This is a genomic window from Sphingomonas radiodurans, assembly GCF_020866845.1.
Classification (GTDB): Bacteria; Pseudomonadota; Alphaproteobacteria; order Sphingomonadales; family Sphingomonadaceae; genus Sphingomonas; species Sphingomonas radiodurans.
The window spans coordinates 1,665,124-1,691,379 of sequence record NZ_CP086594.1; the positions used below are offsets into that span (position 1 = coordinate 1,665,124).

A 26,256-nucleotide genomic window follows, 5' to 3' on the forward strand; every position below is an offset into this window, starting at 1 on the left:
AGGGCGCGGCAGAATGCCGGGATTTCGATAGCTTGGGAGCAGGAATTGAGCCGCGACGCTACCGCTGCCGGAAAGGCACCGCCGCGCTATTTGCAGGTTGCCGACACGCTGCGCTCCGCGATCCTCTCTGGGGAGCTTTCGCCGACCGAATATTTCCCGACCGAAAGCGAATTGTGCAAGACCCACGGGGTCAGCCGGTTCACCGTACGCGAGGCCCTGCGGCGGCTCGAATCCGAAGGGCTGATCGCGCGACGGCGCGGATCGGGAACCGTTGTGCGGCCCGCGGCCGCGCGTGGCGGTACGCTGCACCAGCCATTGTCGAACGTCGGCGAGATCCTGCAATATGCGCAGGACACGTCGATTACGCTAAGCGCCGAGGGCGAGGCGAAACTGCCGCGCAAGATCGCCGACGAGGTCGGCACGCCTGCGAACGAGATATGGCACCACTTCCGCGGCGTTCGCCTCCGCGACGGCGATGAGCGCCCGATCGCGGTAACCGACGCCTTCGTCCATGGCCGGCTGGCCGATGTCGCCCGCGCGATCGATCTGACGCAGACCACGCTGTTCCGCCAGATCGAGCAATTGGGCAACATCAACATCGGCCGGATCACGCAGGACATTCAGGCCGTGTCGGCCAGTGCCGAAATGTCCGCCCTGCTGCGCGTACAGCGCCGCAGCCCGTGCCTGCGCATCCTGCGCTGTTACTATGACATCGCCGACGACCTGTTCGAGATATCGGCGAGCTATCACCCCGGTGAACGCTTCGCCTACTCCATGCACATCGAGAACGATCGCTAGCGTCAGTTTCCCCGCACGCGCGGTGGCATCTTTTCTCGCGAGCGCACCTGGCGGCGGTTGCGCGCCACGAACTGCTCTGCTCTAAAGTTGTCCGGACAATTACATGCTCGCCCGGAGGCTGCCCTGAGCGTTTACGCCTATCCCTCGCTGGTGTTCGCACACCTCCTGCTGTTCGTCCTGTGGCTCGGCGCAGATGTCGGCGTGTTCGTGCTCGGGCAGCATTTCCGCAAGCGCGGGCGCTACACGCTCGATCAGCGCCTGGCGCTGCTGAAGCTGCTGGTCGAGGTCGATATGGTACCGCGCACCGCGTGGGCGCTGATGGTCCCCGTCAGCCTGTCCGTCGTGGCAATGGGCGGCTTCTGGGCGGTGCCGGGATGGTTGCTCGCCGCGACCTGGGCCGTGGGGGCCTTCTGGACGTGGCTGGTGTGGGATGCGCATCTCCACGATCAGACGCCGCGTGCGCAGCGTGATCGCCGTATCGAGTTCGTGCTGAAGCTGGGGCTGACGGCATTTTACATCGGATTGGGCGCGGCGTCGCTGGCGGGCCAGGGGCCGTTACTGGCTGGCTGGCTGGCGACGAAGGCGCTGTTGTTCGGGCTGATCTTTGCCGCGGCGATCATGATCGACGTGGCGTTCAAGCCCGTTGGCCCGCTGCTCGGCCGGTTGATCAACGAGGGATCGAGCGACGCGACCGAACTCCCGCTCCTTCGCACGATGAACCGGACGCGCATCTGGGTGTGGACGGTCTACGCGCTGCTGCTCGCAACGGCGTATATCGGGCTGGTGAAGCCATGGTGATGGCGTAGCGGCACGGCCGAAAACAGCCGCAGGCTCCTCGATGCGGGCGAACGCGCCGCTGACGCGCCCGCAGGGCTACAGGTCCACCAGCACCTTGCCCATCGACTTGCCCGACAGCAGCCATTCCACCGCATCGGGGATCGCATCGATGCCGTGAAACGGCCGGTCGTCGCGGACGACCTCGATCAGCCCATCGGCGTACAGCTTGAACAATCGCTCGCGCGCGGCCGGGTGCAAGTCGCCGAGCAGCCCGTTCATGAAACCACGAACCGAGACGCCCTTATAGTAGATCGAATGGGCGATCCGCGGCGCCGACACGATTTCCGGCTTGCCGTCGAGATCCTGCGCCGCGCCGGAAACGACGAGCCGCCCATGCGGCGCCATGTTCGTCAGAAAGGCGTCGAAGATGCCGCCGCTGACGCTGTCGAGCGCCACGTTCAGGCCCGCGGGATACTCGGCCTGCAGCACTGCGCTCAGGTTCTCGCTACGGTAATCGACGACGCGATGTGCCCCCAGCCGACGCAGCATGTCCGCTTTCCGCCCGCCGCCGCACACCGCGATCACGGTGCAGCCCCGCAGCAACGCGAGCTGCACGAGCAGATGCCCCAGTCCGCCCGCCGCTGCGGAAATGGCGACGGTCTCGCCGTCGCGCACTTCACCGATGTGCTCGAGCGCGAGGAGCGCGGAGACGCCCGTCGTAACCAAGGTCAGAATGTCTGCAGTGGCGGCGGGAACCCGAACGAACGCGCTCGCGGGCGCAATCCCCAATTCGCGATAGCCGCCGCCGAAGCGTGTCGTTGCGACGGGATCGCCGATGGAGAAACCCTCGACCCCGTCGCCGATCGCCTCGACCGTTCCGATCGCCTCGACGCCAGTGAAGCTGGGCAATGGCAGCTTGATATAATCGACGGCATCACGTGCGATCTGCGTATCAAAGATGCCGTTGATCCCGCAGAAGCGGTTCCGCACTTGCAGTTCGCCCGCCATCGGGGCGCGTGCCGGCACGTGGACGATGTCGATCGCTTCTCGAAAGGAAGCTGCGAAACGCACGAGCTGGATAGCGCGAGACGTGACCAAGGCTTCCGGCATTTGATCTCCAATCGACGTGACAGTCCAAGTTGTCCGGACATGTTTGGTATGGTGGATGTGATCTCCGCGATCAAGGGTGGTGTAGAAATGCCCAACATCAGCCGGCACGCTAACGAGGCGCTGTTCGTTGCCACGATCGGCTGGATTACGTTCCGGGGCGATTGCAACCTGGCTTGGCCGCTCGTCATCGACAATCAGTCGGGGACCGTGCGCTGCGCCCGACGAGCACTGCAAGCTGGCTTGCCATGTGAGATTGGGCGAACCGTGTCGCGCAAACTGCGCTGCAGTTGGCGCGCGAACAGGTCGCGGGCTGGCTCAAGCGCGGCTTTCCGGGCGAAGAGCAGCAGCGCGTGGCGTCCTCAAGAAGAAGCTCGCCGAGCATGTGCGGGCGAGGCGCACAATCAGGCGCTCGCGCTATGCCGGCCTGACGCGCGCCGGGCAGCGGAAGAACTTCGCCTTACTGCTAGAAGCAAAATCCGCTCTCACCGTTGCCACCGAGGGTAAGATATTTGCGCCCAATGTGTTCAACCATGTGCAACGAAAAAAGGCGACCGCTTTCGCGACCGCCTTCTTTCTCGGATCAGGCGCTGATCAGGTCGCGATGTTCGACGTCACCGGCTTGGCCGTCACATCGAAGCGATCGGCATCCATCACCTTTACCCAAGCCTTCACGAAGTCCTTGACGAACTTCTCCTCGTTACCGTTCTCGGCATAGACTTCAGCCGTCGCGCGCAGCTGCGAGTTCGAGCCGAAGACCAGGTCGGTACGGGTGGCGCGCCACTTCTCGCCCTTGCCGCCACGGTCGTGTCCGATGAATTCCTCGTCGCTCGACGGATCAACAAGCTGCCAGAAGGTTTCGTTGTCGAGCAGATTGACGAAGAAGTCATTGGTCAGCTGACCCTTGCGATCGGTCAGGACGCCTTCAGGCTTGTCGCCATAGTTGGCGCCAAGCACGCGGAGGCCGCCGAGCAGCACCGTCATCTCGGGGGCCGACAGGCCAAGCAACGAAGCCTTGTCGAGCAGCAGCTCTTCGGTCTTCACGGACTGCCGCGTCCGCAGATAGTTGCGGAAGCCATCGGCCTGCGGCTCCATCCAAGCGAAGCTCTCGATCTCGGTCCACTCCTGCGTCGCGTCACCGCGACCACCGGTGAATGGCACCTTGATCTCGAAACCGGCATCCTTCGCCGCCTTCTCGATCGCCACCGAACCCGCGAGGACGATCGCATCGGCAAGCGAAATGCTGCCGCGCAGCTCGTTGAGCTTGGCAAGCACAGTCGCAAGCTCCGCGGGCTCGTTGATCGCCCAGTTCTTCTGCGGCTCCAGCGCGATACGCGCGCCGTTGGCACCGCCGCGGTGGTCAGACTTGCGGTAGGACGAAGCGGACGCCCAAGCCGTCTTGACGAGTTGACCGACGCTGAGGCCAGAGGCCAACACCTTTTCCCCAAACGCCGCGACGTCGGCATCGCTCGGCGCGGTTCCTTCAGGTACCGGATCCTGCCAGATGAGCGTCTCTTCCGGCACTTCCGGCCCGAGATAACGGACCTTCGGGCCCATGTCGCGATGGGTCAGCTTAAACCAAGCGCGCGCGAACGCATCGTCCAGCGCCGCCTGATCGTCGCGGAAGCGCTCAGAGATCGCGCGGAACTCGGGATCCAGTTTCAGCGCCATGTCGGCGGTCGTCATGATCGTCGGCACGCGCTTGTTAGGGTCGCGCGCATCCGGTGCCATGTCTTCCCATTCGGGATTGATCGGCGTCCATTGCTTCGCACCCGCCGGGCTGGCCGTCAGTTCATACTCATACTTGAATAGCAGACGGAAATAGTCGCCGGTCCACTTCGTAGGGTTGTTCGACCACGAGCCTTCGATCCCCGATGTGGTGATGTGGCCCTTGCCGATCTCGTCGCTGTCCGTGAGCCAACCGAGGCCCTGCATGTGGACGGCTTCCGACGCGGGCTCCTTGCCGAAATTCTCTGCAGGCTTCGCCCCGTGCGTCTTGCCGAAAGCGTGGCCGCCGGCCGTGAGCGCGACGACTTCCTCCGAGTTCATCGCCATGCGCGAGAACGTCGCGCGCATGTCACGCGCCGATCCCAGCGGATCAGGATTGCCGCCGGGCCCTTCGGGATTGACGTAGATCAGGCCCATCGAGTCGGCCGCCAGCGGCCCCTCAAGGTCAAGCTGCTCGTCGGGGCGAATGCGGCTCTTGTGATCCGCATGTCCGATGAACTGCTCCTCCGCGCCCCAATACGTATCGCCCTCGGACTGAAAGACGTCCTTGCGCCCACCAGCAAAGCCGAAGACGGGGCCGCCCATGCTCTCGATCGCGACATTGCCGGCGAGGATGAACAAGTCCGCCCAGCTGATGTGCTTTCCGTACTTCTGCTTGATCGGCCAGAGCAGGCGCCGCGCCTTGTCGAGGTTGCCGTTGTCCGGCCAGCTGTTGAGCGGTTCGAAGCGCTGCTGCCCCGACGACGCGCCGCCGCGTCCATCGGTTACCCGATAGGTGCCCGCGGCATGCCAAGCCATGCGGATCATGAACGGGCCATAGTGACCATAGTCCGCCGGCCACCACGGCTTGCTGTCAGTCATCAGGGCGGTGAGATCGGCTTTCAGCGCCGCATAATCGAGCGTCTTGAATGCCTCGGCATAGTCGTAATCCTCGCCCATCGGGTTGGGGGACACGCCATGCTGGTGCAGGATTTCGACTGGCAGCGCGTCAGGCCACCAATCCTTGTTGGTGCGTCCGAGCAGCGAGCGGACTTTGCCCGAGCCGCCGTTCTGACCCATTGGGCAGCGCTCGCCGGGATCTTCGTCAGCCATGTTCTCACTCCATTTGATTCGATGATGTAGCTTTAAATTCGGATTATAAATTTAGCCAATGAATTAGAGCTATTTCTGCTATCGCTTCAGTCGATGAAGCCTATCCCTTCGCTGAGGCAGCTCTCCTATTTGCTCGCGCTCCATGAGCATGGCCATTTCGGGCGCGCGGCAGCTGCCTGTTTTGTCTCGCAATCCACCTTGTCGGTCGGCATCGCCGAGCTCGAGCGGCTGCTGGGCACGAGCCTGGTCGAGCGCTCCAAGCGTCATGTCCGCTTCACCCTGATCGGGGAGGAGATCGTGGTCCGCGCCCGGCAGACGGTGCGCGCTGCGGAGGATCTTCACACCGTGGCGCAGCGCTCGCACGAGCCGCTGGTAGGGGCGTTGCGAATGGCGATGATCCCCACGATCGCGCCTTTCCTGCTTTCCAGCATCCTGCTCGCGCTTGCACGCGACTGGCCACTTCTGCAGCTCCATGTACGCGAGATGCTGACAAGTGTTGCGTGCGAGGCGATGGGGCGTGGGGAGGTCGATTGCGTGCTCCTCGCGTTGCCGGTCGAGTGCGGCGAGGTCGAGACCGTAGACATAGCAGTCGACCGCCTGTCGCTCGTCGCCGCGAAGGGGGAGGATGAGCTGGCGTTGCCGCTGTGCGACGCCGACGCGAAGCGATTGCTGCTTCTCGAGGACGGACATTGCCTCAAGGATCACGCACTCGCGGCTTGCAATCGTGCAACGGCGGTATCCGAGAGCCGGCTAATCGCCTCCACGCTGCATACGCTCGTTCAATTGGTCGATGCGGGCCTCGGCTACACGCTGCTTCCGCAGATGGCGATCGACGCTGGCATCCTCGTCGGCACGCGCGTCGAAGCGCGGCCGGTTCAGGGGCTTCATGCCTCGCGCCATATCGCGCTGGCGTGGCGCAAAGGCCATCCGCGTTCCAGCGACTTCGCGTTACTTGGCGAGGCGATCAAGCGAGCCGTGGGCACCGACGCGGTTTGACGCTGCGATAGCCCCTTCGGCATCGATGAGCGGGTTGCGGCGTTTCCATCGGCGCGAGCTTGTCTCGCAAAACCAACATGCGGATGCTCACGAACGCTTCCCAGATTCGACTTGAGAAGTTCATTCATGGTCGGGTGTCGTTGATCATCGGGCGTTCACGCGTGGCGGGCTTTTTGGCACGAGAAATCAACTCCGCGGCTTTCAGCGACAATGGCCCTCGAACAACGTGATCGTCCGTCCGCCGACCCAGACTCGACCATCGTTATCCTGCGTTACGTTCACTCGACCATCGCGGCCAATGCAGCCACCTTGCGCGGCAAGATAGCTATCTGCCGCACGGCCGCTCGCAAATATCCATTGCCCCACCGACGCGTTCAGGCTGCCGCAGACCGGATCCTCGATCAGCGTACCATGCGCGTCACTAAAGATCGCGCGAACCTCGAACGCCACCTCGCTGTCGGCTGGATGCGGACCGACGATGCCGACTGCGATTGGGCGATGATGATACCGCGCATGGTCGACCGCCAGCACCGCGTCGGCCGTCGACAGCATCACCGCGATCCAGCCAGGACCGTTATCGACCCACTCTGCATCAACGATCGCAGTTTGGTCTAACCGCAGCAGGTCGGCCACTTCCGCGATCTCCGCCTGTGTCGGTTTGCCGCTGCGGATCAGCGGCGGCGCGGAGAAGGCGAGCCGTTCGCCGCGCCGGTGAATTTCCACCAAGCCGACACCACATTCCTGCACGATCCTGCCGTCGCTTTTAGGCGTGCCGCCCGCTTCCAGCCAAGCATGGCAGGTGCCCAGAGTAGGGTGCCCGGCGAAGGGCAGCTCGCGGTTCAGGGTAAAGATGCGGGCACAATAGTCGGCGCGAATGTCCTTGGGCGGAAGCAGGAAGGTCGTCTCCGACAGATTGAGCCAACGCGTGATGCGCTGCATCTCGTCGGAAGAAAGGCCATCGGCATCGGCGATTACCGCCAGCGGGTTGCCGGTGAACGGGCCCGCGCCAAACACATCCACAAGCTTGAAGCGACGCGTCATGGCGCCTCTCCGCTGAGCGATTCCTGCCAAGCCTGCGCCAGCAACGGGGCATCGATTTGGCCAACCGCATCGTTGACCGCATTGCGCCAACAGGCCGACGTCCGAACTGCCCTTGTCAGTTCGTGAAGACTGCCCTCGGGGGCACCACACACCGCTGTTGCTGCGCGATCGATACGGTGGAGCGAACGCCGAGCCATAGCCGGCGTGCTTGACCGCAGATCGGACCGTGCCAGCGCCATGGCATAGCGGTCAGGCCTGAGCTTCATCTCTTGCGCCACACCTGAAACGGGCAACACGGCAAGGATCAAGGCACTGGGGAAAGACGTTCGCATGACAACCTCCTGATGAGGATCGATGCCAAAAGGCGATTCGTCATAACAGGGACAGGTGCGTACAATTCGGTCGAACTGTATTGGTCAAAAGAACGGTACGATGAGGACGAACACAGCACCCGAAACCCGCACCGAACAGGTTATTCATGCGATTCGTGAAAGGATCGAGCGACGAACGTTGACCCCCGGCGCAAGGCTGCCATCGGTTCGCGCAATGGCGGAGACGATCGGTTTTTCGAAATCGACCGTGGTCGAAGCGTATGACCGGCTTGCCGCGGATGGCACGATCCGGTCACGGCCAGGGTCGGGTTTCTACGTTGCTTCCCCGCTCGCACCGCTCGCGCTCGACCGGATGGGCGCGGCCGTCGAGCGCGAGGTCGATCCGCTGTGGATGCTGCGCCAGTCGCTTGCCGATGATCGCACGAGATTGATGCCCGGCTGTGGTTGGCTGCCCGAGGATTGGCTTGCAGGCGATGCCATCCGCAAGGGGCTTCGTGCGGCCGCACGGGACGGTCGCGATGGTGCGCTAACCGGCTATGCCTCGCTGCAAGGATCGCCACCGTTGCGCGCGTTGCTCGCCCGGCGGCTTGCCGGACAGGGCGTCGACGCCGCGCCGGAACAGATCCTGCTGACTGACAGCAGCACACACGCGCTCGACCTCGTCTGCCGGTTTTTACTCGAGCCCGGCGACACCGTGCTGGTGGACGATCCCTGCTATTTCAACTTTCTCGCCTTGCTGCGCGCGCATCGCGTGACCGTCGTCGGCGTGACGATGACCTCGACGGGGCCTGATCTGGGAGCGTTTGCAGCAGCGCTCGCCGATCATCGCCCGCGATTGTATTTGACCAACTCAGCGGCGCATAATCCTACCGGCGCGACCTTAGCGGCGGCCACGGCGCACAAGCTGCTCAAGCTAGCAGACGCGCATGACCTCGTGATCATCGAGGACGATATCTTCGCCGATTTCGAACATGCCATCGCCCCACGGCTGGCCGCGTTCGACGGGCTGAATCGCGTGATCCGCATCGGCAGCTTTTCCAAATCGCTGTCCGCGGCGGTGCGCTGCGGGCATATCGCTGCGCGACCGGACTGGATCGAAGCGCTCGCCGATCTCAGGATTGCGACATCAATGGCAGGCAACCCGCTATCGGCTAATCTGCTCCACGGCGTTCTCACCGACGGCAGCTTTCGTCGGCATATCGAGGCGGTTCGCACGCGGCTGTCGCGTGCGATGGCGAGGACGGTGAAACGGCTCCGCGCGGTCGGGGTCGAACCATGGATCGAGCCCACTTCCGGCATCTTCCTGTGGGCGCGGTTGGCGGACGGGATCGACGCGGTCACGTTGGCACGTGCAGCGCTGGCGGAGGGTATCATGCTAGCGCCCGGCAACGTGTTTAGTATCAGCGGATCGTGGAGCGACTTCATGCGCTTCAACGTCGCGATGAGCGACGATGAACGACTGTTCGAGTTTCTTGCCACCGCCTGTCGCAAAGCGCGCTGATATGTTCGGTGGCATTGCAGCGATTAAAGATTTCTGGTGCTGCAGACTCAGAAGCGCCCGCCTGGCTGTGGAAACGGGCCGCTCGACGCGCAAGCCCAATTTGTAGCGATAACGTCCCCTCCGCCGCGCATCGCGACCAGCGGCTTTATTCAGGCAGAATAAGGGCTTAGCGGAGCCGCAAAGGATCGATGATGGCCAATCACGCCGACATCCTAAATGCGTCTCAGGCCCAGCGATCAGCTGTGAAGGCGCCGGAGGCCGCTAATCGGAATTGAGATCGTTGACGAATATCGAGCATACAGGGGGCGTCATAGTTTAGTTATATAACGTGCCGTGATCTGTAACGGGATCCCGCGGATCCTCTGTTACCTTGATGGCTTCAGCGCCGCCAAAACGGCGCACTTGGTTTATAGCCCTAAAGTCTGCAAGACCAATAGCCGCCAAAAGGCGATTGCCGATCTGTTGCTGTTTTGCGGGCGCCGATCGAACCTGCGGCTGGTACTGTTGGTCTAGTACGAACCGCTGTCTCCACTATGCCCATCAGGCTTTGAGCATAGCGGCTTAGCTCGCGAGGAGCTCACTCTGCCAGAGTGGCAGAGAGGTGTTGCTTGCAGGTCTGCCGGTGGACGAAATGACTTTCAGGATTATACCTTGCATCTTTAGCAGCGGAAGCTCCTAGCCTAGATATCCACGCCGCGTAGCGATAGTGACGGTATGGGTCCGGTCGTCGACGCCAAGCTTCTCGAAGATCGTCTTGAGGTGACGAACGCCAAGCAGCGGTTCGTGCCGGCGAAGGACAATACGGTCGCCACGGCAAAGTCGGCCACCGATGCTGCGGCGGGCGCCGCTGCCGGCACCTCGTTCGTCCTCGTGCTGGCGCTGCTGGCCGGCGCGGCGGCCGCCGCTTTCGGCGCGACCACGGCAACCCGCCGCCGGCTGCGCTGAGTGTTCGCGGCGGGCCGGCGTATCGGGCTCGCCGGACCACTCGTCATTGCCACGTTGACGCGAGGAGAAGTACAACGATTAAGAAGATCGGGCTTTTCGCCGTAGTTCCGGCCAGCATTACGCTATCCGCGTGGGATACGGTGAACGGCGCCGGTAACGATCTGTAGTCCGAGGGACCGCTTTATTCGAGATCAACAGCTGGACGTTTCAGGTCCGCCGCGGCTACCCGTAAATTTTATCCGTTCAGCTACACAGAAGACCGCTCATGCGAGCGCAGCCGCGCTCGGGCGTCAACTACGAAGGGCAACGCCGCTAGGGTTTGCCGGTCGGCTCACGGCGGAGCGTGACATAAAGCGACGACCCGCAAGGTAAACAGGCCGCTGCAAGGGACGCCACCCTGCTACCTTGGCAGGATGGCAAACCCCCACAGCCTTTTTTCGCTGGGAGAAATCGTGGTGCATGGCCCAGAGACGCTTTCGCCTTAGCCTGACAGCACTGGTGCAACCTTTCAGGCCCGCGTGGGGATCTTGTCGAACGCCACATTCTTGTCGACGCGCACGTCGCCCGGCAGGCCGAGCACGCGTTCGGCAATGATGTTGCGCAGGATCTCGTCGGTCCCGCCTTCGATCCGCGTCGCGGGACTGCGCATCAGCACTTGCTGGAAGCGCGCGGCGGCGGCAGCCCGCTGGGGGTCGGTCAGCACCCCCGCCTCGCCTTGCTGATCGATCGCAAACATGGCGATGTCCTGCATCGTCGTGCCCGCCACGAGCTTGCCGATCGAATTCTCCGGCCCCGGCTGTTCGCCCTTCGAGAGCGCGGTCAGCGCACGCATCCCGGTGTATTTCAGCCCGCTGGCCTTGGTCGCCCAGTCCGCCAGCTTCGAGCGGATCGACGGATCGTCAACGAGCCGCCCGCCACTGGGCCCCGGCGCGCGGATCGCATAGTCGAGCAGCGGCTCGAACCCCGTCGACATGCCCGATCCGATCGACAGCCGCTCGTTCATCAGCGTCGTCAGCGAGACGTTCCATCCGTTGCCCACTTCGCCGAGCCGCTGGCTATCGGGGATGCGCAGATCGGTGAAGAACACCTCGTTGAACCCCGACTGGCCATGCGCCTGCAGGATCGGGCGAACCTCGATCCCAGGTGAGCGCATGTCGACCCAGAACATCGTCAGCCCCTTGTGCTTGGCGACGCTGGGGTCGGTGCGCGTGAGGAGGATGCCGTATTGCGAAATATGCGCACCGCTGGTCCAGATCTTGGATCCGTTGACGATCCACTCGTCACCGTCCTTCACCGCGCGGGTGCGCAGGCCCGCCAGATCGGAGCCGGCGGCCGGCTCGGAGAACATCTGGCACCAGATGTCTTCGCCCGCGGCGAGCGGCGGAAGCAGGCGCTGCTTGTCCTCCTCGCTGCCCCACGCCATTACCGTCGGACCGCACATTCCCTGACCGATGATGAAGGTGAAGGAGAGTTGCGCGTACACGCCCTCCTCCTGGTTCCAGACGACGCGCTGCATCGGCGTCGCGCCGCGACCGCCATATTCCTGCGGCCAGTGAAGGCAGGCCCAGCCGGCGTCGCACTTCTTCTTCTGCCACGCCTTGGCCTCGGCGAGCATGTCGATCTCGCCAGCCTCGGCCGACGTGCCGAAGCCCGATCCGGAGAGGATCGGGAGAAGGTGACTGGGTGCGTTTGCCTCGATCCAGGCGCGCGCCTCGGCGCGGAATGCGGCTTCTTCGGGAGTGTCGTCGAAGTTCATCGGTCCGTCCTTTCTCAGGCAGCGATTGGCATATTGACGGCGGAGAGTCGGGAGACGAGCTTCTCTTCCCAGTCAGGCGGGCCGCCGAGCGCGAGCGCGAGTTGGTTGGCGCGGCGATAGAAGAAGTGGCAATCCATCTGCCACGTAAAGCCCATGCCGCCGTGAACCTGGATGTTGTTCTTGGCGCAATGGCGGAAGGCGTTGGTAGCGGAAACGCGCGCGGTCGCTGCCGCCTGCGGCAGCTCCGACGCGCCTGTGGAAAGCGCCCATGCGCCGTAATAGGCGTTAGACCGCGCCAGCGTGGCCGAGACGTACATGTCGGCCAGCATGTGCTTGATCGCCTGGAAGCTACCGATCTGCCGCCCGAACGCCATTCGCTCCAACGCATAGTCGCGCCCCATCTCGAGCGCGCGATCGGCGCCGCCGATCTGCTCGAACGCGGTCAGCACTGCGGCACGGTCGAGCAAGGTCTGAAACATCGCCCAGCCCTCCCCACGTTCGCCCAGCCGCTCGGCGGGCGCGCCAGCGAAGACGATCTCGGCCTGGCCGCGCGACGGATCGAGCGTATCCAGCGGCGTGCGCGTCACGCCGTCAGCCGCAAGATCGACCCGCACGAGGCTGAGTGCGTCACCTTCCTTTGCAAGAACAATCGCGATGTCGGCGATATCGCCATCGAGCACCGGCGCCTTGGTGCCGTCGAGCCGGCCGTTTGCGAAGGCAGTCCGCAAATGGCGTTCGCTCAGCCGCTCGCCCTCCGCGGCGGCAAGGCAGCCGATCGTCGCTCCGGCCGCCAGACGCGGAAGCCATGCAACCTGCTGCTCTGCTGTGCCAAACGACTTGATCGCCTCAGCGGCGAGGTAGATCGAAGAGAGGATCGGCAGGGGGGCAAGCGCGCGGCCAAACTCCTCGGCGACCGCACATAGCTCCAGATAGCCCAGGCCTAGCCCGCCATGCTCCTCGGGGATTGCGATACCGAGGAAGCCCATCTCGGCGACCCCCTGCCACAAGGCGCGGTCAAAGCCGCCGCCTTCAATTGCCTTGCGCACCCGCTCGGGCGGGCACTCTGCAGCGAGGAAGCGGCGAGCCTCCTGGCGAAATTCCTGCTGCTGCTCGCTGAAATCGAACTGCACTCGCCCCTCCATAACATTCGTTATGGAGATGATGCACCGATTGCATGGGAGGTGCAACCATGTGCCGCAACGACTTGACGGACCTTGGATCAATGAGCGTCCGATCGCTCGCGTGACCTGCTGTCCGTTTCCTGGACCGTTTTGAGCTGAAACTTCCAGTCTAGGATTGCGGACCAGGTAACGGAGGGATCGATGAAGAGATTGAAGTTCAGCGAGGCGCAGATCGCGACCGGCAGGAACTGGATGAAAGGCCGGCCAATTAGTCCAAGATCAGGTAGCAGGTCACATAAGGCCGGTCTCTAGTTCCAGGTGGACGAAGAATCGGAGGGTCACGTCAGCCGGCCCGCGCGCTTTCCAAAACCGGCCGCTCGTTAATTTTGAGTTTGTCTCGGATTGGTCGCTGAATCCCGATCGATTAGGCCGCGGGGACTGACATAAAGCTCGCTGCCGCGTCCAGCAGAAGGTTTCAGGATAGCTATGTCAGGCGCTCGTCAGATTGGCGTTGTATTGGTTGACGCGCCTCTTCGAGTATCTGGAGTGTCATGGCCCGAGTTTTGATCGTCGAGGACAATACGCGATTGGCGGAGCTTGTATCGGCGGGACTGCGCGGACAGGGGCATGTATGCGACCGGGTCTCAACGCTTGCGGCAGCGACAGACGCGCTGGCGTCATTTGCGTTCGACGGAATCATCCTCGATCTCGGGCTGCCCGATGGCGATGGTGTCGACTGGCTGCGGCGGCGTGCCGGCGGGGAGCCTCCTGCGCTAATTCTGACTGCACGCGACGCGCTGGAGGACCGGGTGAAGGGGCTCGATGCTGGCGCTGACGATTATCTCGCGAAGCCGTTTGCGATGGACGAGCTTGCGGCGCGGCTTCGCGCGATGTTGCGAAGACCAGGCTCGCGTCGCCAAGTCGCGTTGGAGCTGGGAAACGTGATTTTTGACCCAGCATCGCACGCGGTAGCGATCGCGACGGTCTCGCAGGAATTGACCCGTCGAGAGAGCGCTTTGCTGGAACTCCTGCTACGCCGCGCAGGCGAGGTCGTCCGGCGAGGTGTGATCGAGGACGGACTCTATAAATTCGACGAGGCTGTCACACCGAACGCGGTCGAGGCGATCGTATCGCGTCTACGCCGGCGACTGGACGATGCGGGCGCCGATCTGGATCTGCATACGGTTCGCGGCGTCGGGTACATGCTGCGAGAACGGATTGCGTGATTCAAGAGCCGTCGATCACTCGTCGCCTGACGCGTAGCCTGGCAGTTGTCGGCGGGCTCGGCGCACTATTACTTCTCGTCTTCATCGGCGTTGAATATCGTCTGTCGTTCAATCATTTATCGGGCGGCGATGCGGCGCAGCTCGCGCTGCGTGAGCTGGCCGAGCACGTTTTGCTGCCGATGGCCGTGCTTATCGTTCCCATGGCACTGGCCGGGCGTTGGGCGATCCGTCGTGCCGTGGAGCCGCTGAGGACGGCTGCTGATGAGATCGACGCGCGAACCGAGGATGTGCGCGGCGTCCGCGTGTCGGCCGACGCCCTGCCGCAGGAGGCACGCCCCTTTGCCGATGCGATCAACCGGACCCTCGAGCGTATCGACCGAGTCGCATCGATGCACGAGGCCTTCGCCGCTGACATAGCACACGAATTGCGGACGCCGCTGACGTTGCTGTCGCTCGAACTCGATCGCCTGACCGTGCCTGAGGCATCCCGGCTGCGTGAAGACGTTGCGCAGATGCGTCGCCTGATCGACCAGTTGATGCTGTTGGCCCAGGTCGAAGCCGACGCGGCGTCGCTGACGTCGCCCAGCCGGATCGACCTTGCTGATCTGGCTGGCGACGTCATTGCCCGAATGGCGCCGATTGCCCTGGACCGGTCGGCGCATCTCGAGCTTGCGGCGGACATGCCCGTGTGGGCGTCGGGGCGCCGCGAAGCGATTGGCGCTGCGCTGCGCAATCTGTTGGAGAACGCGCTGCGCGTTACGCCGCCCGGGGGAACGATCCTGGTCCGCGTTACGGCCGACGGGACGATGGCGGTTCGCGACGAGGGGCCGGGGCTGAGCACATCATCCCTGGCTGACCTGGTCGGCCGCCATCGCCGCGCGGATTACGCGAGCACGGACGGCGCGGGTCTGGGACTGGCGATCGTCGATCGCATCGTGAAGGCGCACGGCGGAACGCTGAGCACTGCGCCTGACGCTCGCGAGATTCGGCTGGGCCTGCCCCTGTCAGGTTGACGTCAGGCTGCGGCGATAGCGGTGCTTATCATGAAGCATCGAACATTGATCTTCGGCGGCAGCGCAGCCGCGGTCACGGCGGCCGCGGCGTGGCTGGTGATCCCGGCCGACCCGGCCACGCCGCCGATCGCGCCCGCGGCCCAGCGCACCAAACCCACGGGATATATCGCACTGACGGGCGCGCAGGTTCGCAGCCTCGGCCTTGAAGTCGCCCCGGTCGATGCCGCCGACACGATCGCGCTAGCGACCTTGCCAGCACAGATTACGCCGCCGCCCAATGCAAGGGTTGCCGTGGCGGCTCAACTTCCGGGGGTCATCACGCGCATCTTCGTGGTCAACGGCCAAGCGGTGACGAAGGGGCAAGCGCTGGCGACTGTCGCTAGCCGAGATGTTGTAAGCCTGAGCGCCGATCTGGCCCGAGCGCGCTCGCGGCAGGCAGTGGCGAGCGCCCAAGCCGGCCGGCTGCAGCAATTGTCGCGTGAAGGGATCATTGCTCCTGCCCGTTCCGACGAAGCGTCGGCGCTGGCGGCACAGAGCGCCATCGACGTAAGCGAGCAGCACCGGCTGATTGCCTTGCTGGGTGGTGGGCGCATTGCCGGTGCGGGCTACACCCTGACGACGCCTATCTCGGGGCGGATCAGCAGCATGACCGCAGAGACCGGCAAGATGGTCGATCCGGCCATGGCGCCGTTCGTCATCGATGGCGCAGGCGCGCTGCAGGTCGCCGCGCAGGTTCCCGAGCGGCTGATCGGTTTGGTGCGTCCGGGCATGCAGGTCAGGGTCGGATCCGACGGGGTCGGCACGGTGCTGGCCGTCGGAGCCGCCGTTGATCCGACGACGCGATCGGCAACGCTGACCGCCAATGTCCAGTCGGCCCCGGGTATCTCGCCGGGAAGCGCGACGAGTGTCGTCATCGAAGGACCGGCACCGGCAGGCGCGGTGCGCGTACCGGCTGCGGCCGTCACCCAGATCGATGGGCGCACAGTGGTCTTTCTCGTCGTTCGGGGCGGGGTGTCAGTCCGCCCAGTTGTAATTTCGGAGGGCACCGGCGATCATGTGGTCGTCACGCGCGGCCTGACGCTCGGACAACGGGTCGTAACGAGCGGCATCAGCGAGCTCGTGACGCTCGCCAGCGCGAACTGACGGTGCCGGAACCGATGCTCCGCACCCTGCTTGCCCAAGCGCTCTCCTACCGGCTGTTCGTCATTGCGGCGGCGGTGGTCGTGGCCGGGCTTGGCGTCTGGGCTTTCGTCACGCTGCCGATCGATGCCTATCCCGACATCGCGCCGACCCAGGTCAAGATGATCCTGAAGGCACCCGGGATGACGCCGAACGAGGTGGAGACGCGCATCCTCGCGCCGATCGAGCAGGAGATGCTCGGCATCCCCAAACAGTCGATCCTTCGCGCGACCGCGAAATACGCCATTGCCGATGTGACGATCGACTTCGCCGACGGCACCGACATCTATTGGGCGCGACAACAGGTCAGCGAACGGCTGGCCGGCGTGATGGGGGATCTGCCCGCGGGCGTGACGGGTGGGCTCGCGCCGATCTCGACCCCGCTGTCCGAGATGTTCATGTTCACGATCGACGGGCCGCAATCGCTTCAGGACCGGCGGACATTGCTCGACTGGACGATCCGCCCGGCACTGCGCACGGTGCCCGGCGTGGCCGACGTCAACGCTCTTGGCGGCTTCGTACGGACGTTCGAGGTACGCCCGGATCCGATCGCCACCGCCGCCGCCGGGCTGACCGCCGCCGACCTCCGCGCCGCGATCGACCGCAGCAATCGCAACGACGGCGCGGGTCGGCTAGCGAACGGCGAGAATGCATTGATCGTGCGCGCAGTCGGTGCGATCGCAACAGTCGACGACCTGAAAGCGCTCGTCCTACGAAGCAACGACGGACGGGTCCTGCGGCTGGGCGATGTCGCCACCGTATCGATCGGCAGCCTCACCCGCTATGGCGCGGTCAGCAGCGATGGGCGTGGTGAGACGGTCGAGGGGCTGGTCATCGCGCTGCGCGGATCAGACGCGCGCCAGGTGGTCGCCGGGGTCAAGTCAAAGATCGCCGAACTGTCGCGTACGCTGCCCACCGGCACGACCATCAACGTCTTTTACGACCGATCCGACCTGATCACCCGCGCGGTCGGCACCGTGGAGAAGGCGTTGGTCGAGGCGACGATCCTTGTCGTCGTCCTGCTGATCCTGTTTCTGGGAGACTGGCGAGCGGCGGCGATCGTGGCGGTGACACTGCCGATCGCGGCGCTGATGACGTTCATGCTGATGCGCGGCTGGGGCCTGACAGCCAATCTGATGAGCCTCGGCGGCCTGGCGATCGCAATCGGCATGCTGGTCGATGGAGCGGTCGTCGTCATCGAAAACGTCGTCGAGCGACTGTCGCAGGCGAATGACGGCGGCGAGACACCCCGGCTCAACCAGATCTTCCGCGCCACGAGCGATGTCATCGTTCCTGTATCCGGCGGACTGCTGATCATCGCGCTCGAACCACGAATGCCGAGGCATGCGCGTTATGAGCCTGCTGCCCGACCTGCATTGCCGTGAAGGCGTCGGACTCGAAGAACGCGCGGCGCGTCAGCGGGCTTTCGAAGGCCAGTTCGATTACCGCGATCAACGCGCGCTCGGCAGGCACTAGATGCTCGACGTTGGGCGCGGGCGGGGCGGGCTCTGCGTTATCGTACCGATCCGGCAGGTGCGACCTCAGCTTCAACACCACAGCGTCGGCGGCGAGCGTCTCGGCAAATTCCCCATGAAAGCGCCCAACATCTCGGCATCGCTGCTCGCTGCGCTAAAGTGTACATGGATCCGGACGACGCCATCGTCGCCATTCGGAACCGGGTCGGCGATCCGGTCGACCAGCGCGCGCGATCCGTTGGGCAGCGCATAGGCGAGAGTGGCGGCGAACATAATCTGCTCGTCGGCGAAAAAGCCGAGTGCGGGCTGTAGTCGGCACGCGTCTCGCGCCAAGTCAGTCCGTTGCGGATCACGAACACAATACCGCCGAGGACAAGCCGGTCGTCGACCCTCCGCGCCGGCGACAGAAAACGTCCGATCTTCTCGCTAAGCCAGATAGTAACATAGGTTAGTAATATATCCCTTACAGCATTTTACGCCTAGTTAAGTCTTTTAGCCCTAGCTGAAGGCGATAATTCTCGACTGATCAGCACACTTGAAAACTACCCGAATGCTACTTGCCTCCTCTGCTCGCTGCGGGTGGAGACGAGCGTTTCATCACGCGGCCAGCTTAGAGGCAGTCTTGCTGAAATCCGGACTATCGATCGTGGCGCTGACGTTCGCGCCAGCGGCTTATGCGCAAGGCACCACCGCTGCAGGGCAGCTTCAGCAGATCCCGCCGACGCCGGCTGTCCCGACGACTGCGCCCGACATCAGCATCGCACCGCGCGCCACGCCGGCCGACACCGGCCCTGCGGGCGCGTCGGTCCGGGTTGATACAATACGCGTAAGCGGCGCGACGCTGTTCGACGAACCGACGCTGATCGCTGCCAGCGGCTTTCGCCCCGGAGGGGAGCTGACACTCGCGGCGATGCGCGCGCTCGCCGGGCGCATTTCGGCCTATTACCACGCGCGCGGCTATTTCCTGGCGCAGGCCTATGTTCCCGAACAGGACGTGCAATCGGGCGCGGTGACGATCGCCGTGATCGAAGGCCGGTACGGCAAGATCGGGCTGGAGAATCAATCCACCTTGTCGGACACTGTCGCTCGGCAGGGCCTGCGCGGGCTCGACAGTGGCGATATCGTCGAAGGCGCGCCGCTTGAGCGCCGCCTGCTGCTGCTGTCGGATCTTCCCGGTGTCGGCGTCAGATCGACGCTCAGTCCCGGCTCGGCGGTCGGCACGTCCGATCTCGTGGTCGATCTGACGCCGGGTCGCAGCATCACCGGCAGCGTCGAGGCCGACAACGTCGGTAACCGTTATACCGGCACCTACCGGGCGGGCGGTTCGATCAACCTAAACAATCCGCTTGGCGTCGGCGATCGGCTGAGCGGCCGGATTCTCGCCGCCGTCGACGGACTGGCCTATGGCCGGATCGCTTACCAGGCGCCGGTCGCCAACGTCACCTTCGGCATCGCTTACGCGCATATCCGCTACCAGCTCGGCCGCGAGTTCGAGAATCTCGACGCAGACGGCAACGCGAACATCGTCGGCGCCTATGCCAGCTATCCGCTGATCCGCTCGCGCAACCTTAATCTTTACGCGCTCGCCGATGCCGAGGCGCGCTGGTTCGTGGACAACATCGGGCTGGTCTCGTCACGCGCGACCAAGCGCAGCCGCGTCGCCTCGCTCGGCTTCGCGGCCGATTCGCACGACGAGTTCGGCGGCGGCGGATGGAGCAATCTATCGGCGGGCTGGAGCTTCGGCACGCTCGACATCACCAGCCCGCTGGAACGCGCCGCCGACGCGCTGACCGCGCGCACCGATGGCGGCTACAGCAAGATCAGATTCGCCGCCGCACGGCTGCAGACGATCAGTGGGCCGCTGTCGCTCTATGGCTGGGTGCGCGGGCAATATGCCTTCGACAACCTCGATACGTCGGAGAAGATGGAATTGGGCGGCGCGTATGGCGTGCGCGCCTATCCCGAAGGCGAGGCCTATGGCGATGAGGGGATCATCGGCACCGCCGAAGCACGCCTGACGCTGAACCAATGGATCGAAGCAGTGCCCGGCCAGCTCCAGGCGATCGGCTACATCGATGCCGGCGTGATCGATTTCGCGCACGATCGCTGGTTTCCCGGGCCTAATCGCAGCACGCGCAGCGGCGTTGGCGGCGGGCTCATCTGGACAGAGCCGCACGGCTTTCAGGTTCGAGCCAGCTACGCGCATCGACTGGGCGACCAACGCGTCACCTCCGGGCCGGACCGCAAGGGCCGCGTCCTCGTTCAGCTCGTCAAGATTTTCTGACGGTCGCGTCGCATTCCGCGGCGCCCCGCCCCCCACGCAAGGACCGTCAGTATGAACATCATCCGCACCAGGCAGTGGCTCTTCGGCTCGACCGCGCTGTACAGCGTCGCCCGCCTCGCGATGGTCGGGATCACGACCGGCGCGCTGGCGTTCGCATCGGCGGCGCACGCGCAGGGCGTCCCGACCGGCGGCAATGTGGTCGCGGGCAGCGCCACGATCGCGACTGGGGCAGGGTCGGTCACGGTCAATCAGGCAAGCCAAGCCACCGCGATCAACTGGGACAGCTTCAGCGTCGCGCAGGGCAACAGCGTGACGTTCGTCCAGCCTGACAGTCAGTCGGTCGCGCTCAATCGTGTGCTTGGTAACGATCCATCGTCGATCCTCGGCAACCTCACCGCCAACGGCAAGGTGTTCCTGGTCAATCCAAACGGCGTGCTGTTCGGCCAGGGCGCGCAAGTAAACGTCGGCGGGCTGGTCGCCTCGACGCTGAACATCAGCGATGCCGATTTCATGGCCGGTCGCTATGCCTTTGCCGGCACCAGCGGCGCGGCGGTGCTGAACCGCGGCACGATCAATGCGGCGGACGGCGGCTTTGTCGCGCTGCTGGGCGCCAACGTCAGCAATGAAGGCACGATCGTCGCGCGGCTGGGCACGGTGGCGCTTGCCGCCGGCCAGGGCGTCACGCTCGACGTGGCAGGCGACGGGCTGCTCAACGTCATGGTCGATACCGGCGCAGTCAACGGCCTGGTCAGCAACGGCGGCATGATCCGCGCCGATGGCGGGCAAGTGCTGCTGACGGCGCATGCGGCGGGCCAGCTGCTGCGCACCGCGGTCAACAACACCGGCGTGATCGAGGCCCGCACGATCGCCAGCCGCGAAGGCAAGATCGTGCTGCTCGGCGACATGCAGAGCGGCAGCGTCAACGTCGACGGCGTGTTCGACGCGAGCGCCCCGAACGGCGGCAACGGCGGCTTCATCGAAACCTCGGCCTCATTGATCAACGTGAAGGACAGCGTGCGCGTCACCACCGCCGCCGCTACCGGCACCACCGGCACGTGGCTGATCGATCCGGCCGATTTCATCATCGCGCCGCTCGGCGGCAACATCACCGGCGCGACGCTGTCGGCGCAGCTCGTCACCAGCAGCGTCGTGATCAGCACGATGGCGCCCGATGCGAGTGGCGGCAACGGCGACATCTTCGTCAACGACGCAGTCGCCTGGACCGCATCGGGCGAACCAACGACCCTGACGATGAACGGCTTTCGCGACGTCAATATCAGTGCCGCGATCACCGCCACGAACGGCAATGTCGTGGTGTGCTGCGGACGCGACGTGAACGTCAATGCGCCGATCACGACCACCAACGGCAGCGTCCTGCTCAACGCCGGCCGCGACGTACACGTCTTCCACGCGATCACCACCGTCGACGGAAACATCGCGCTATGCGCGGGCCATGACGTCCACATCGACGCGGCGGTGACACTGACGCGCGGCACCGTCATCCCGGCGCAGAGCCTTGGCCTGCCCGTCGGCCTCACGCTCATCGCGGGCGCCGCCGGCACCGGTCCCGGCGTGCTCGGCGGGACGATCATCTTCGCGCCGCTGACCCCACCCGTCACCGTCACGGTGGCGCCGGTGACGATCAACTACAATCCCGTCTCCTATGCCGCCCCGTCGGACTTCTCGACCAGCTTTGTGCTGACCGAAGGCGCATCGCTCACGCAGCGGATGCTGCTGTTCCCGAACGGCGACAAGGTGTTCGACGGCAGCACGACCACCACGCTGAGCGGGTTCAACACCAATGCGACATCCGGGCTGCCGAGCGGCGTAACGCTGGTCGCCGGGCCCGACGCAACGGCGGTGTTCGACAATGCGGCGGTCGGCTCGGGTGTCGGCATCACCTACAGCGGCTATACGCTGGCCGGCGAGAACGCCGCTCAATATGCGCTCGCCGGATCTTGCTGTGTCGCCACCTTCGCGACGACCGGGACGATTTCGCCTGCGATCATCGTTCCGCCGGTCGTTGAGCCGCCGGTTGTTGTCCCACCCGTGGTCGTTCCCCCGGTAGTGGTGCCGCCAGTCGTCGTGCCGCCGGTGGTAGAGCCGCCCGTCGTCGTTCCGCCTGTCGTGGAACCACCGGTAGTCCCGCCAGTCGTCGAGCCGCCCGTTGTTGTTCCGCCGGTGGTGGTCCCGCCGGTTGTGGAGCCGCCCGTGGTTGTTCCGCCGGTGGTCGTCCCGCCAGTCGTGGAGCCGCCTGTTGTCGTTCCGCCAGTGATCGTCCCGCCAGTCGTGGAGCCACCTGTCGTTGTTCCGCCGGTAGTCGTCCCGCCAGTCGTGGAGCCGCCCGTTGTCGTTCCGCCGGTAGTCGTCCCGCCGGTTGTGGAGCCGCCTGTCGTCGTTCCTCCGGTGGTCGTTCCTCCAGTCGTCGTGCCACCCCTTGTGGAGCCACCAGTCGTCTTTCCGCCGGTCGTGGTCCCACCCGTCGTGGTACCACCGGTCGTCGTGGCGCCGGTGGTGACGCCGCCGGTCACCGAGGTGCCGCCGGTCGTCGTCCTGCCGGTCGTCGTGCCGCCGCTCGCCGAACTGCCGCCGCTGGCGCCACAGCCGACGCCGGTTGCCGTGCAGCCGGACACTAGCATCCTGACCGGCTTGACGCCCGTCCCTGCGTTCGCCGCGGCGATCCCGCAATTCAGCGTGGTCGGCACCGGCGTGAACATGCCAACGGTCCAGCTCGCATCGGTCCAGCCGGCGCCGGTGCAACAGGCGCAGGACGATCGCCCGGCGGCCGGCGCCGAACGGGTCGGCAACGCATTCCTTCCAGCGCCTGCGGTGCCCGTATATCCCCGCAAGCAAGCGCGCCATTGACCGGACTGATCCTCGCGCTGCTGCTGGCAGCTGGCGTCACGACGCCCGCCGCTGCGCAGCGATCGCCCGCGGGGCAAGAAACACCGGACTTCGGCGCCGAAGCCGCCTCCGGTGAGGTTCAGGCGTTCGCCGCCCGGACGCTCGCCACGAACGATCACCGCGACCTGCCGTTCGTGATCATCGACAAGCGCGCGGCGAAGGTGTTCGTCTTCGATCGCCGCGGCCGGATCACCGGTGCCGCGCCAGCACTGCTCGGGCTGGCGATCGGCGACGATAGCGTGCCCGGCATTGGCCAGCGGCGGCTCGCGACGATCCAGCCGGCGGAGCGCACCACGCCCGCCGGGCGCTACCAAGCGTCGCTTGGCCATGATTTCGAGCAGGATATCTTGTGGATCGACTATGACGGGGCATTGTCGCTGCATCGGGTGATCGCCGGCAATCCGAAGGACCGCCGCGCCGCGCGGCTCGCCTCCGAATCCCTGCTCGACAACCGCGTGTCCTACGGCTGCATCAACGTGCCCGCCGCCTTTTACGACGACGTCGTGAAACCCGCCTTCACCGGCACCGTCGGCATCGTCTACATCCTGCCGGAAACGCGACCGATCGCTGACGTGTTTCCTGCACTTTTAGCGCGTTAATGCCGCGCGGGGCGGCCGGTTAGCTGCGCAACCGCCACCTTCAACATCGCCAGACGGCGAACTGATGGGGGGTGCGTCTCGGCGGCAGGGCCGTGCCGCTCGACCGGCGCGAGCAGGCGGCGTATCAAGGGTGCGGCCTGCGCGAGATCATAGCCAGCCGCGCTGGTTATGCGCGCCGCGAGACGATCTGCTTCCTCTTCCGTTTCCCGCATCTTCGCCGATCCTGCCGGGGAGACAGGCAGAAGCCCCATCTCCACGCCGTCCGCGACGAGCCGCGCGCGATGATGAAGGATGTTGTGCGACATTTCGTGCCCGATCACGAACGCAAGTTCGTCATCGGTGCGGCATTGATCAAGAATGGCAGTGGTTATCATCACCCGTTCCCCGTCCGCCCACGCATTGATGGTGTTGTCCGCCACGAGCTCGACCTGCGACAGACACGCACGGTCCGTGACACCATCGGCGTTCAGATCGATGGTCGAAGACGCTGCGTCTTCGGGTAGCTCGTTGCGAGCGGCCCCTTGCATGTCCGCGCCGAAGGCAGAATGATCCGCTGCCGCACTGCGGCGCGCATCGCTAGATCGTTTGAAGATCCGAGGCGTGTGCGCGGGCATTTGCAGGCATCATCGTTACTCAAACCAGAGAGAAGGGCGATAAATCAAGTAGAAGTCATCAGTGGCTGTTTTTAACAATAGTGCTAATCCTAATAGAATTGACTTTTTTGGCAATTATATACTTGACGTACTAGCAGCTTCCGCGTAGTTCTTGGGTATAACCAAGGACAACGCCGTGACCGACCTAACCAACCCGATTTACCACGACGCGAATAAGGCGCGGGAGCATCTAGAAGCGTTACATTGGCCACACGGCCCCGTTTGCCCGCGTTGCGGCACACTCGACAGGATCACGAAGCTGGCGGGCAAGTCGACTCGCCCAGGGGTGTACAAGTGCAACGAGTGCGCCAAGCCCTTCACGGTCACGGTCTGCACCGTGTTCGAGGATAGCAAAATCCCGCTCAACAAATGGCTTCTCGCCTTCCGGCTACTCAACGGCGCGAAGAAAGGTTTCAGCGCGCACGAACTTCATCGCTCGCTCGGCATCACCTACAAGTCGGCTTGGTTCTTGATGCATCGCATCCGGACTGCGATGGAGGGCGCCGCCCCAACCGGCCCGCTCGGCGGCGCTGGCGGCACGGTGGAGGTCGACGAAACCTACGTGGGCGGCAAGGCTAAGAACCGTGCGCACCGCAAACCCGCTCCCAAGAAGGCGGTTGTCGCGCTGGTTGAACGCAACGGCAATGCGCGCAGCTTCCACGTGGCGAATGTGACAGCGAAAGACGTTCGTCCGTTGGTCGTGTCGCATATCGATCGCGCCAGTTTCCTCATGACGGACGAGAGCCCGATCTACACCTGCATGGGGAAAGAGTTCGCCGGTCACGCAACCGTCAACCATAGCGCTGGCGAATACGTCTCGCTCAAAACTCTCCACAGCAACACGGTGGAAAATTTCTTCTCGATCTTCAAGCGCGGTGTGATCGGCACGTATCATCACATGAGCGAAGCGCACCTTGGCCGCTACTGCGCGGAGTTTGATTTTCGCTACAACACCCGCGAAATCAGCGACGCGGAGCGGTCCGACGAAGCCGTAAGGGGCGCTCGCGGGCATCGCCTTATGTACCGGCAACCTAGTCCGCTCGCCGCCTAAGACGGCCAAGACGCCCCGCTCGTTCGGGGAGCGTCGGAAACGCTATTTCGAGTGAGACTTTTTCGAGCGCTTCAAGATATCCTCATTGCTGATCGGGGGAGTCGCAAGGGCGCGTCGCAGCATTTCGTCACGGCGCTTATCGGCTTGCTCAGACCGGTTTTCGGTGGTTGGCAATGCGCATCCTCGGAGGTCGGCGTTGAAATTAGTTGCATCATATCAGTCATACACTCAATCAGCGAGCCCAGTCTGATGTTTCCAAATGAGCAAGTATTCGCCTGGGATTTTGAGTCACTTAAAGAAGTTGCAGCAAATCCAACTCCAAGGAATCTCTTGGATGCTTCAGCGATACTGCGAAGAATGTTATTAGACGACGGAGAGCCGCTTATATCTAAAGTATCCAAACCCCTAGGCGTCCAAGTTCTTTTAACTGTCTTTGCAGACGCAGGAAAGGTCACCTTTACCACAACCACGGAGAACATGCCGGGGGTCACACACTATTATGAAAACCCAGATACATCTATTTCAGATACAGCTAATACAAAAGGGTAGGACTAGGAGAGTTCTTAGCGATCCCGATGTCGCTAACAGGCGGGAAACTAATAACAATTAAAGAAGTAATACAGTATTGCGCTAACGTAGGTGGCGGAATTCATCAACGAAATCCAAGAGATAAAAATA

The 26,256-nt window shown here is 64.0% G+C and carries 21 protein-coding genes and 2 pseudogenes; 14 read left to right on the top strand and 9 right to left on the bottom strand.

Annotated features, from left to right (window positions below; genetic code table 11):
• Window positions 1–45: 45 nt before the first annotated feature.
• Both LLW23_RS08025 and LLW23_RS08030 read left to right on the top strand, forming a co-directional pair.
• A complete protein-coding gene (locus LLW23_RS08025; protein WP_228948261.1) occupies window positions 46–798 on the top strand; it encodes a GntR family transcriptional regulator in 753 nt (250 codons plus the stop codon).
• Window positions 799–948: 150 nt separating this feature from the next.
• Entirely contained in the window at window positions 949–1,596 is a 648-nt protein-coding gene (locus LLW23_RS08030; protein ID WP_228948262.1) for a hypothetical protein, read from the top strand.
• A gap of 75 nt (window positions 1,597–1,671) precedes the next feature.
• Here the strand turns inward: LLW23_RS08030 and LLW23_RS08035 are convergent, their stop codons facing one another.
• Both LLW23_RS08035 and katG read right to left on the bottom strand, forming a co-directional pair.
• Window positions 1,672–2,685, bottom strand: coding sequence for a zinc-binding dehydrogenase (locus LLW23_RS08035; protein ID WP_228948263.1), 1,014 nt, complete (start codon window positions 2,683–2,685; stop codon window positions 1,672–1,674).
• Between the two features lie 591 nt (window positions 2,686–3,276).
• Window positions 3,277–5,502, bottom strand: coding sequence for a catalase/peroxidase HPI (gene katG / locus LLW23_RS08040; RefSeq protein ID WP_228948265.1), 2,226 nt, complete (start codon window positions 5,500–5,502; stop codon window positions 3,277–3,279).
• A 93-nt stretch (window positions 5,503–5,595) separates the two neighbouring features.
• Between katG and LLW23_RS08045 the strand changes: the two genes are divergently transcribed.
• Window positions 5,596–6,498 carry a hydrogen peroxide-inducible genes activator gene (locus LLW23_RS08045; RefSeq protein ID WP_228948266.1) on the top strand — a complete coding sequence of 301 codons (903 nt, stop codon included), beginning with the start codon at window positions 5,596–5,598 and terminating at the stop codon, window positions 6,496–6,498.
• Window positions 6,499–6,699: 201 nt separating this feature from the next.
• On the opposite strand, the gene LLW23_RS08050 is transcribed toward LLW23_RS08045, so the two are convergent.
• Window positions 6,700–7,539 carry a PhzF family phenazine biosynthesis protein gene (locus tag LLW23_RS08050; RefSeq protein ID WP_228948267.1) on the bottom strand — a complete coding sequence of 280 codons (840 nt, stop codon included), beginning with the start codon at window positions 7,537–7,539 and terminating at the stop codon, window positions 6,700–6,702.
• Window positions 7,536–7,871, bottom strand: a complete 336-nt coding sequence (locus LLW23_RS17660) for a UrcA family protein (protein WP_408642029.1) — start codon at window positions 7,869–7,871, stop codon at window positions 7,536–7,538. The genes LLW23_RS08050 and LLW23_RS17660 overlap by 4 nt, the downstream gene beginning before the upstream one ends.
• Before the next feature lie 100 nt (window positions 7,872–7,971).
• Between LLW23_RS17660 and LLW23_RS08055 the strand changes: the two genes are divergently transcribed.
• Together LLW23_RS08055 and LLW23_RS08060 are read left to right on the top strand one after the other, a co-directional pair.
• Window positions 7,972–9,372, top strand: coding sequence for an aminotransferase-like domain-containing protein (locus LLW23_RS08055; RefSeq protein WP_228948268.1), 1,401 nt, complete (start codon window positions 7,972–7,974; stop codon window positions 9,370–9,372).
• 714 nt (window positions 9,373–10,086) lie between these two features.
• A complete protein-coding gene (locus LLW23_RS08060; RefSeq protein ID WP_228948269.1) occupies window positions 10,087–10,317 on the top strand; it encodes a hypothetical protein in 231 nt (76 codons plus the stop codon).
• 508 nt (window positions 10,318–10,825) lie between these two features.
• On the opposite strand, the gene LLW23_RS08065 is transcribed toward LLW23_RS08060, so the two are convergent.
• Together LLW23_RS08065 and LLW23_RS08070 are read right to left on the bottom strand one after the other, a co-directional pair.
• Complete coding sequence (locus LLW23_RS08065) at window positions 10,826–12,073, bottom strand: acyl-CoA dehydrogenase family protein (RefSeq protein ID WP_228948270.1); 1,248 nt, start codon at window positions 12,071–12,073, stop codon at window positions 10,826–10,828.
• 14 nt (window positions 12,074–12,087) lie between these two features.
• Window positions 12,088–13,203 carry an acyl-CoA dehydrogenase family protein gene (locus LLW23_RS08070; RefSeq protein ID WP_228948271.1) on the bottom strand — a complete coding sequence of 372 codons (1,116 nt, stop codon included), beginning with the start codon at window positions 13,201–13,203 and terminating at the stop codon, window positions 12,088–12,090.
• Window positions 13,204–13,745: 542 nt separating this feature from the next.
• Here LLW23_RS08070 and LLW23_RS08075 point away from each other — a divergent pair.
• The 5 genes and pseudogenes from LLW23_RS08075 (at window position 13,746) to LLW23_RS17525 (ending at window position 18,088) form a co-directional block, all read left to right on the top strand.
• A complete protein-coding gene (locus tag LLW23_RS08075; protein WP_228948273.1) occupies window positions 13,746–14,420 on the top strand; it encodes a response regulator in 675 nt (224 codons plus the stop codon).
• The gene (locus LLW23_RS08080; protein WP_228948274.1) at window positions 14,417–15,433 is read left to right on the top strand and encodes a sensor histidine kinase; all 1,017 of its coding nucleotides are present in this window, start codon (window positions 14,417–14,419) and stop codon (window positions 15,431–15,433) included. Before LLW23_RS08075 ends, LLW23_RS08080 begins: the two co-directional genes overlap by 4 nt.
• A gap of 30 nt (window positions 15,434–15,463) precedes the next feature.
• A complete protein-coding gene (locus LLW23_RS08085) occupies window positions 15,464–16,576 on the top strand; it encodes an efflux RND transporter periplasmic adaptor subunit (RefSeq protein ID WP_228948275.1) in 1,113 nt (370 codons plus the stop codon).
• Between the two features lie 14 nt (window positions 16,577–16,590).
• Window positions 16,591–17,937, top strand: a pseudogene (locus LLW23_RS08090) (efflux RND transporter permease subunit); the annotation flags it as partial.
• A 28-nt stretch (window positions 17,938–17,965) separates the two neighbouring features.
• Window positions 17,966–18,088, top strand: coding sequence for a hypothetical protein (locus tag LLW23_RS17525; protein WP_270049256.1), 123 nt, complete (start codon window positions 17,966–17,968; stop codon window positions 18,086–18,088).
• A 71-nt stretch (window positions 18,089–18,159) separates the two neighbouring features.
• Here the strand turns inward: LLW23_RS17525 and LLW23_RS08095 are convergent, their stop codons facing one another.
• Both LLW23_RS08095 and LLW23_RS08100 read right to left on the bottom strand, forming a co-directional pair.
• Window positions 18,160–18,360 carry a hypothetical protein gene (locus tag LLW23_RS08095; protein ID WP_228948277.1) on the bottom strand — a complete coding sequence of 67 codons (201 nt, stop codon included), beginning with the start codon at window positions 18,358–18,360 and terminating at the stop codon, window positions 18,160–18,162.
• A gap of 26 nt (window positions 18,361–18,386) precedes the next feature.
• Window positions 18,387–18,479 (bottom strand): annotated as a pseudogene (locus tag LLW23_RS08100) (IS5/IS1182 family transposase); the annotation flags it as partial.
• A 230-nt stretch (window positions 18,480–18,709) separates the two neighbouring features.
• Here LLW23_RS08100 and LLW23_RS08105 point away from each other — a divergent pair.
• From LLW23_RS08105 to LLW23_RS08115, 3 genes are read left to right on the top strand one after another with little or no spacing between them, the layout of a single operon-like run.
• A complete protein-coding gene (locus tag LLW23_RS08105; RefSeq protein ID WP_228948278.1) occupies window positions 18,710–20,371 on the top strand; it encodes a ShlB/FhaC/HecB family hemolysin secretion/activation protein in 1,662 nt (553 codons plus the stop codon).
• 51 nt (window positions 20,372–20,422) lie between these two features.
• On the top strand, window positions 20,423–23,236 hold the full coding sequence (locus LLW23_RS08110) for a two-partner secretion domain-containing protein (protein ID WP_228948279.1): 2,814 nt from the start codon (window positions 20,423–20,425) through the stop codon (window positions 23,234–23,236).
• Entirely contained in the window at window positions 23,233–23,874 is a 642-nt protein-coding gene (locus tag LLW23_RS08115) for a L,D-transpeptidase (protein WP_228948281.1), read from the top strand. Before LLW23_RS08110 ends, LLW23_RS08115 begins: the two co-directional genes overlap by 4 nt.
• On the opposite strand, the gene LLW23_RS08120 is transcribed toward LLW23_RS08115, so the two are convergent.
• Complete coding sequence (locus tag LLW23_RS08120; protein WP_228948283.1) at window positions 23,871–24,401, bottom strand: M48 family metalloprotease; 531 nt, start codon at window positions 24,399–24,401, stop codon at window positions 23,871–23,873. The genes LLW23_RS08115 and LLW23_RS08120 overlap by 4 nt on opposite strands.
• A 262-nt stretch (window positions 24,402–24,663) precedes the next feature.
• Between LLW23_RS08120 and LLW23_RS08125 the strand changes: the two genes are divergently transcribed.
• Window positions 24,664–25,578, top strand: a complete 915-nt coding sequence (locus LLW23_RS08125; protein WP_228948285.1) for an IS1595 family transposase — start codon at window positions 24,664–24,666, stop codon at window positions 25,576–25,578.
• The last annotated feature ends 678 nt before the right edge of the window (window positions 25,579–26,256 follow it).

Bases quoted from the DNA above. Each gene is read 5' to 3' on its own strand.
- LLW23_RS08035 (WP_228948263.1), bottom strand. From the start codon at position 2,685: ATGCCGGAAGCCTTGGTCACGTCTCGCGCTATCCAGCTCGTGCGTTTC.
- katG (WP_228948265.1), bottom strand. From the start codon at position 5,502: ATGGCTGACGAAGATCCCGGCGAGCGCTGCCCAATGGGTCAGAACGGC.
- LLW23_RS08045 (WP_228948266.1), top strand. From the start codon at position 5,596: ATGAAGCCTATCCCTTCGCTGAGGCAGCTCTCCTATTTGCTCGCGCTC.
- LLW23_RS08050 (WP_228948267.1), bottom strand. From the start codon at position 7,539: ATGACGCGTCGCTTCAAGCTTGTGGATGTGTTTGGCGCGGGCCCGTTC.
- LLW23_RS17660 (WP_408642029.1), bottom strand. From the start codon at position 7,871: ATGCGAACGTCTTTCCCCAGTGCCTTGATCCTTGCCGTGTTGCCCGTT.
- LLW23_RS08055 (WP_228948268.1), top strand. From the start codon at position 7,972: ATGAGGACGAACACAGCACCCGAAACCCGCACCGAACAGGTTATTCAT.
- LLW23_RS08060 (WP_228948269.1), top strand. From the start codon at position 10,087: ATGGGTCCGGTCGTCGACGCCAAGCTTCTCGAAGATCGTCTTGAGGTG.
- LLW23_RS08065 (WP_228948270.1), bottom strand. From the start codon at position 12,073: ATGAACTTCGACGACACTCCCGAAGAAGCCGCATTCCGCGCCGAGGCG.
- LLW23_RS08075 (WP_228948273.1), top strand. From the start codon at position 13,746: ATGGCCCGAGTTTTGATCGTCGAGGACAATACGCGATTGGCGGAGCTT.
- LLW23_RS08085 (WP_228948275.1), top strand. From the start codon at position 15,464: ATGAAGCATCGAACATTGATCTTCGGCGGCAGCGCAGCCGCGGTCACG.
- LLW23_RS17525 (WP_270049256.1), top strand. From the start codon at position 17,966: ATGAGCCTGCTGCCCGACCTGCATTGCCGTGAAGGCGTCGGACTCGAA.
- LLW23_RS08095 (WP_228948277.1), bottom strand. From the start codon at position 18,360: ATGTTCGCCGCCACTCTCGCCTATGCGCTGCCCAACGGATCGCGCGCG.
- LLW23_RS08110 (WP_228948279.1), top strand. From the start codon at position 20,423: ATGAACATCATCCGCACCAGGCAGTGGCTCTTCGGCTCGACCGCGCTG.
- LLW23_RS08120 (WP_228948283.1), bottom strand. From the start codon at position 24,401: ATGCAAGGGGCCGCTCGCAACGAGCTACCCGAAGACGCAGCGTCTTCG.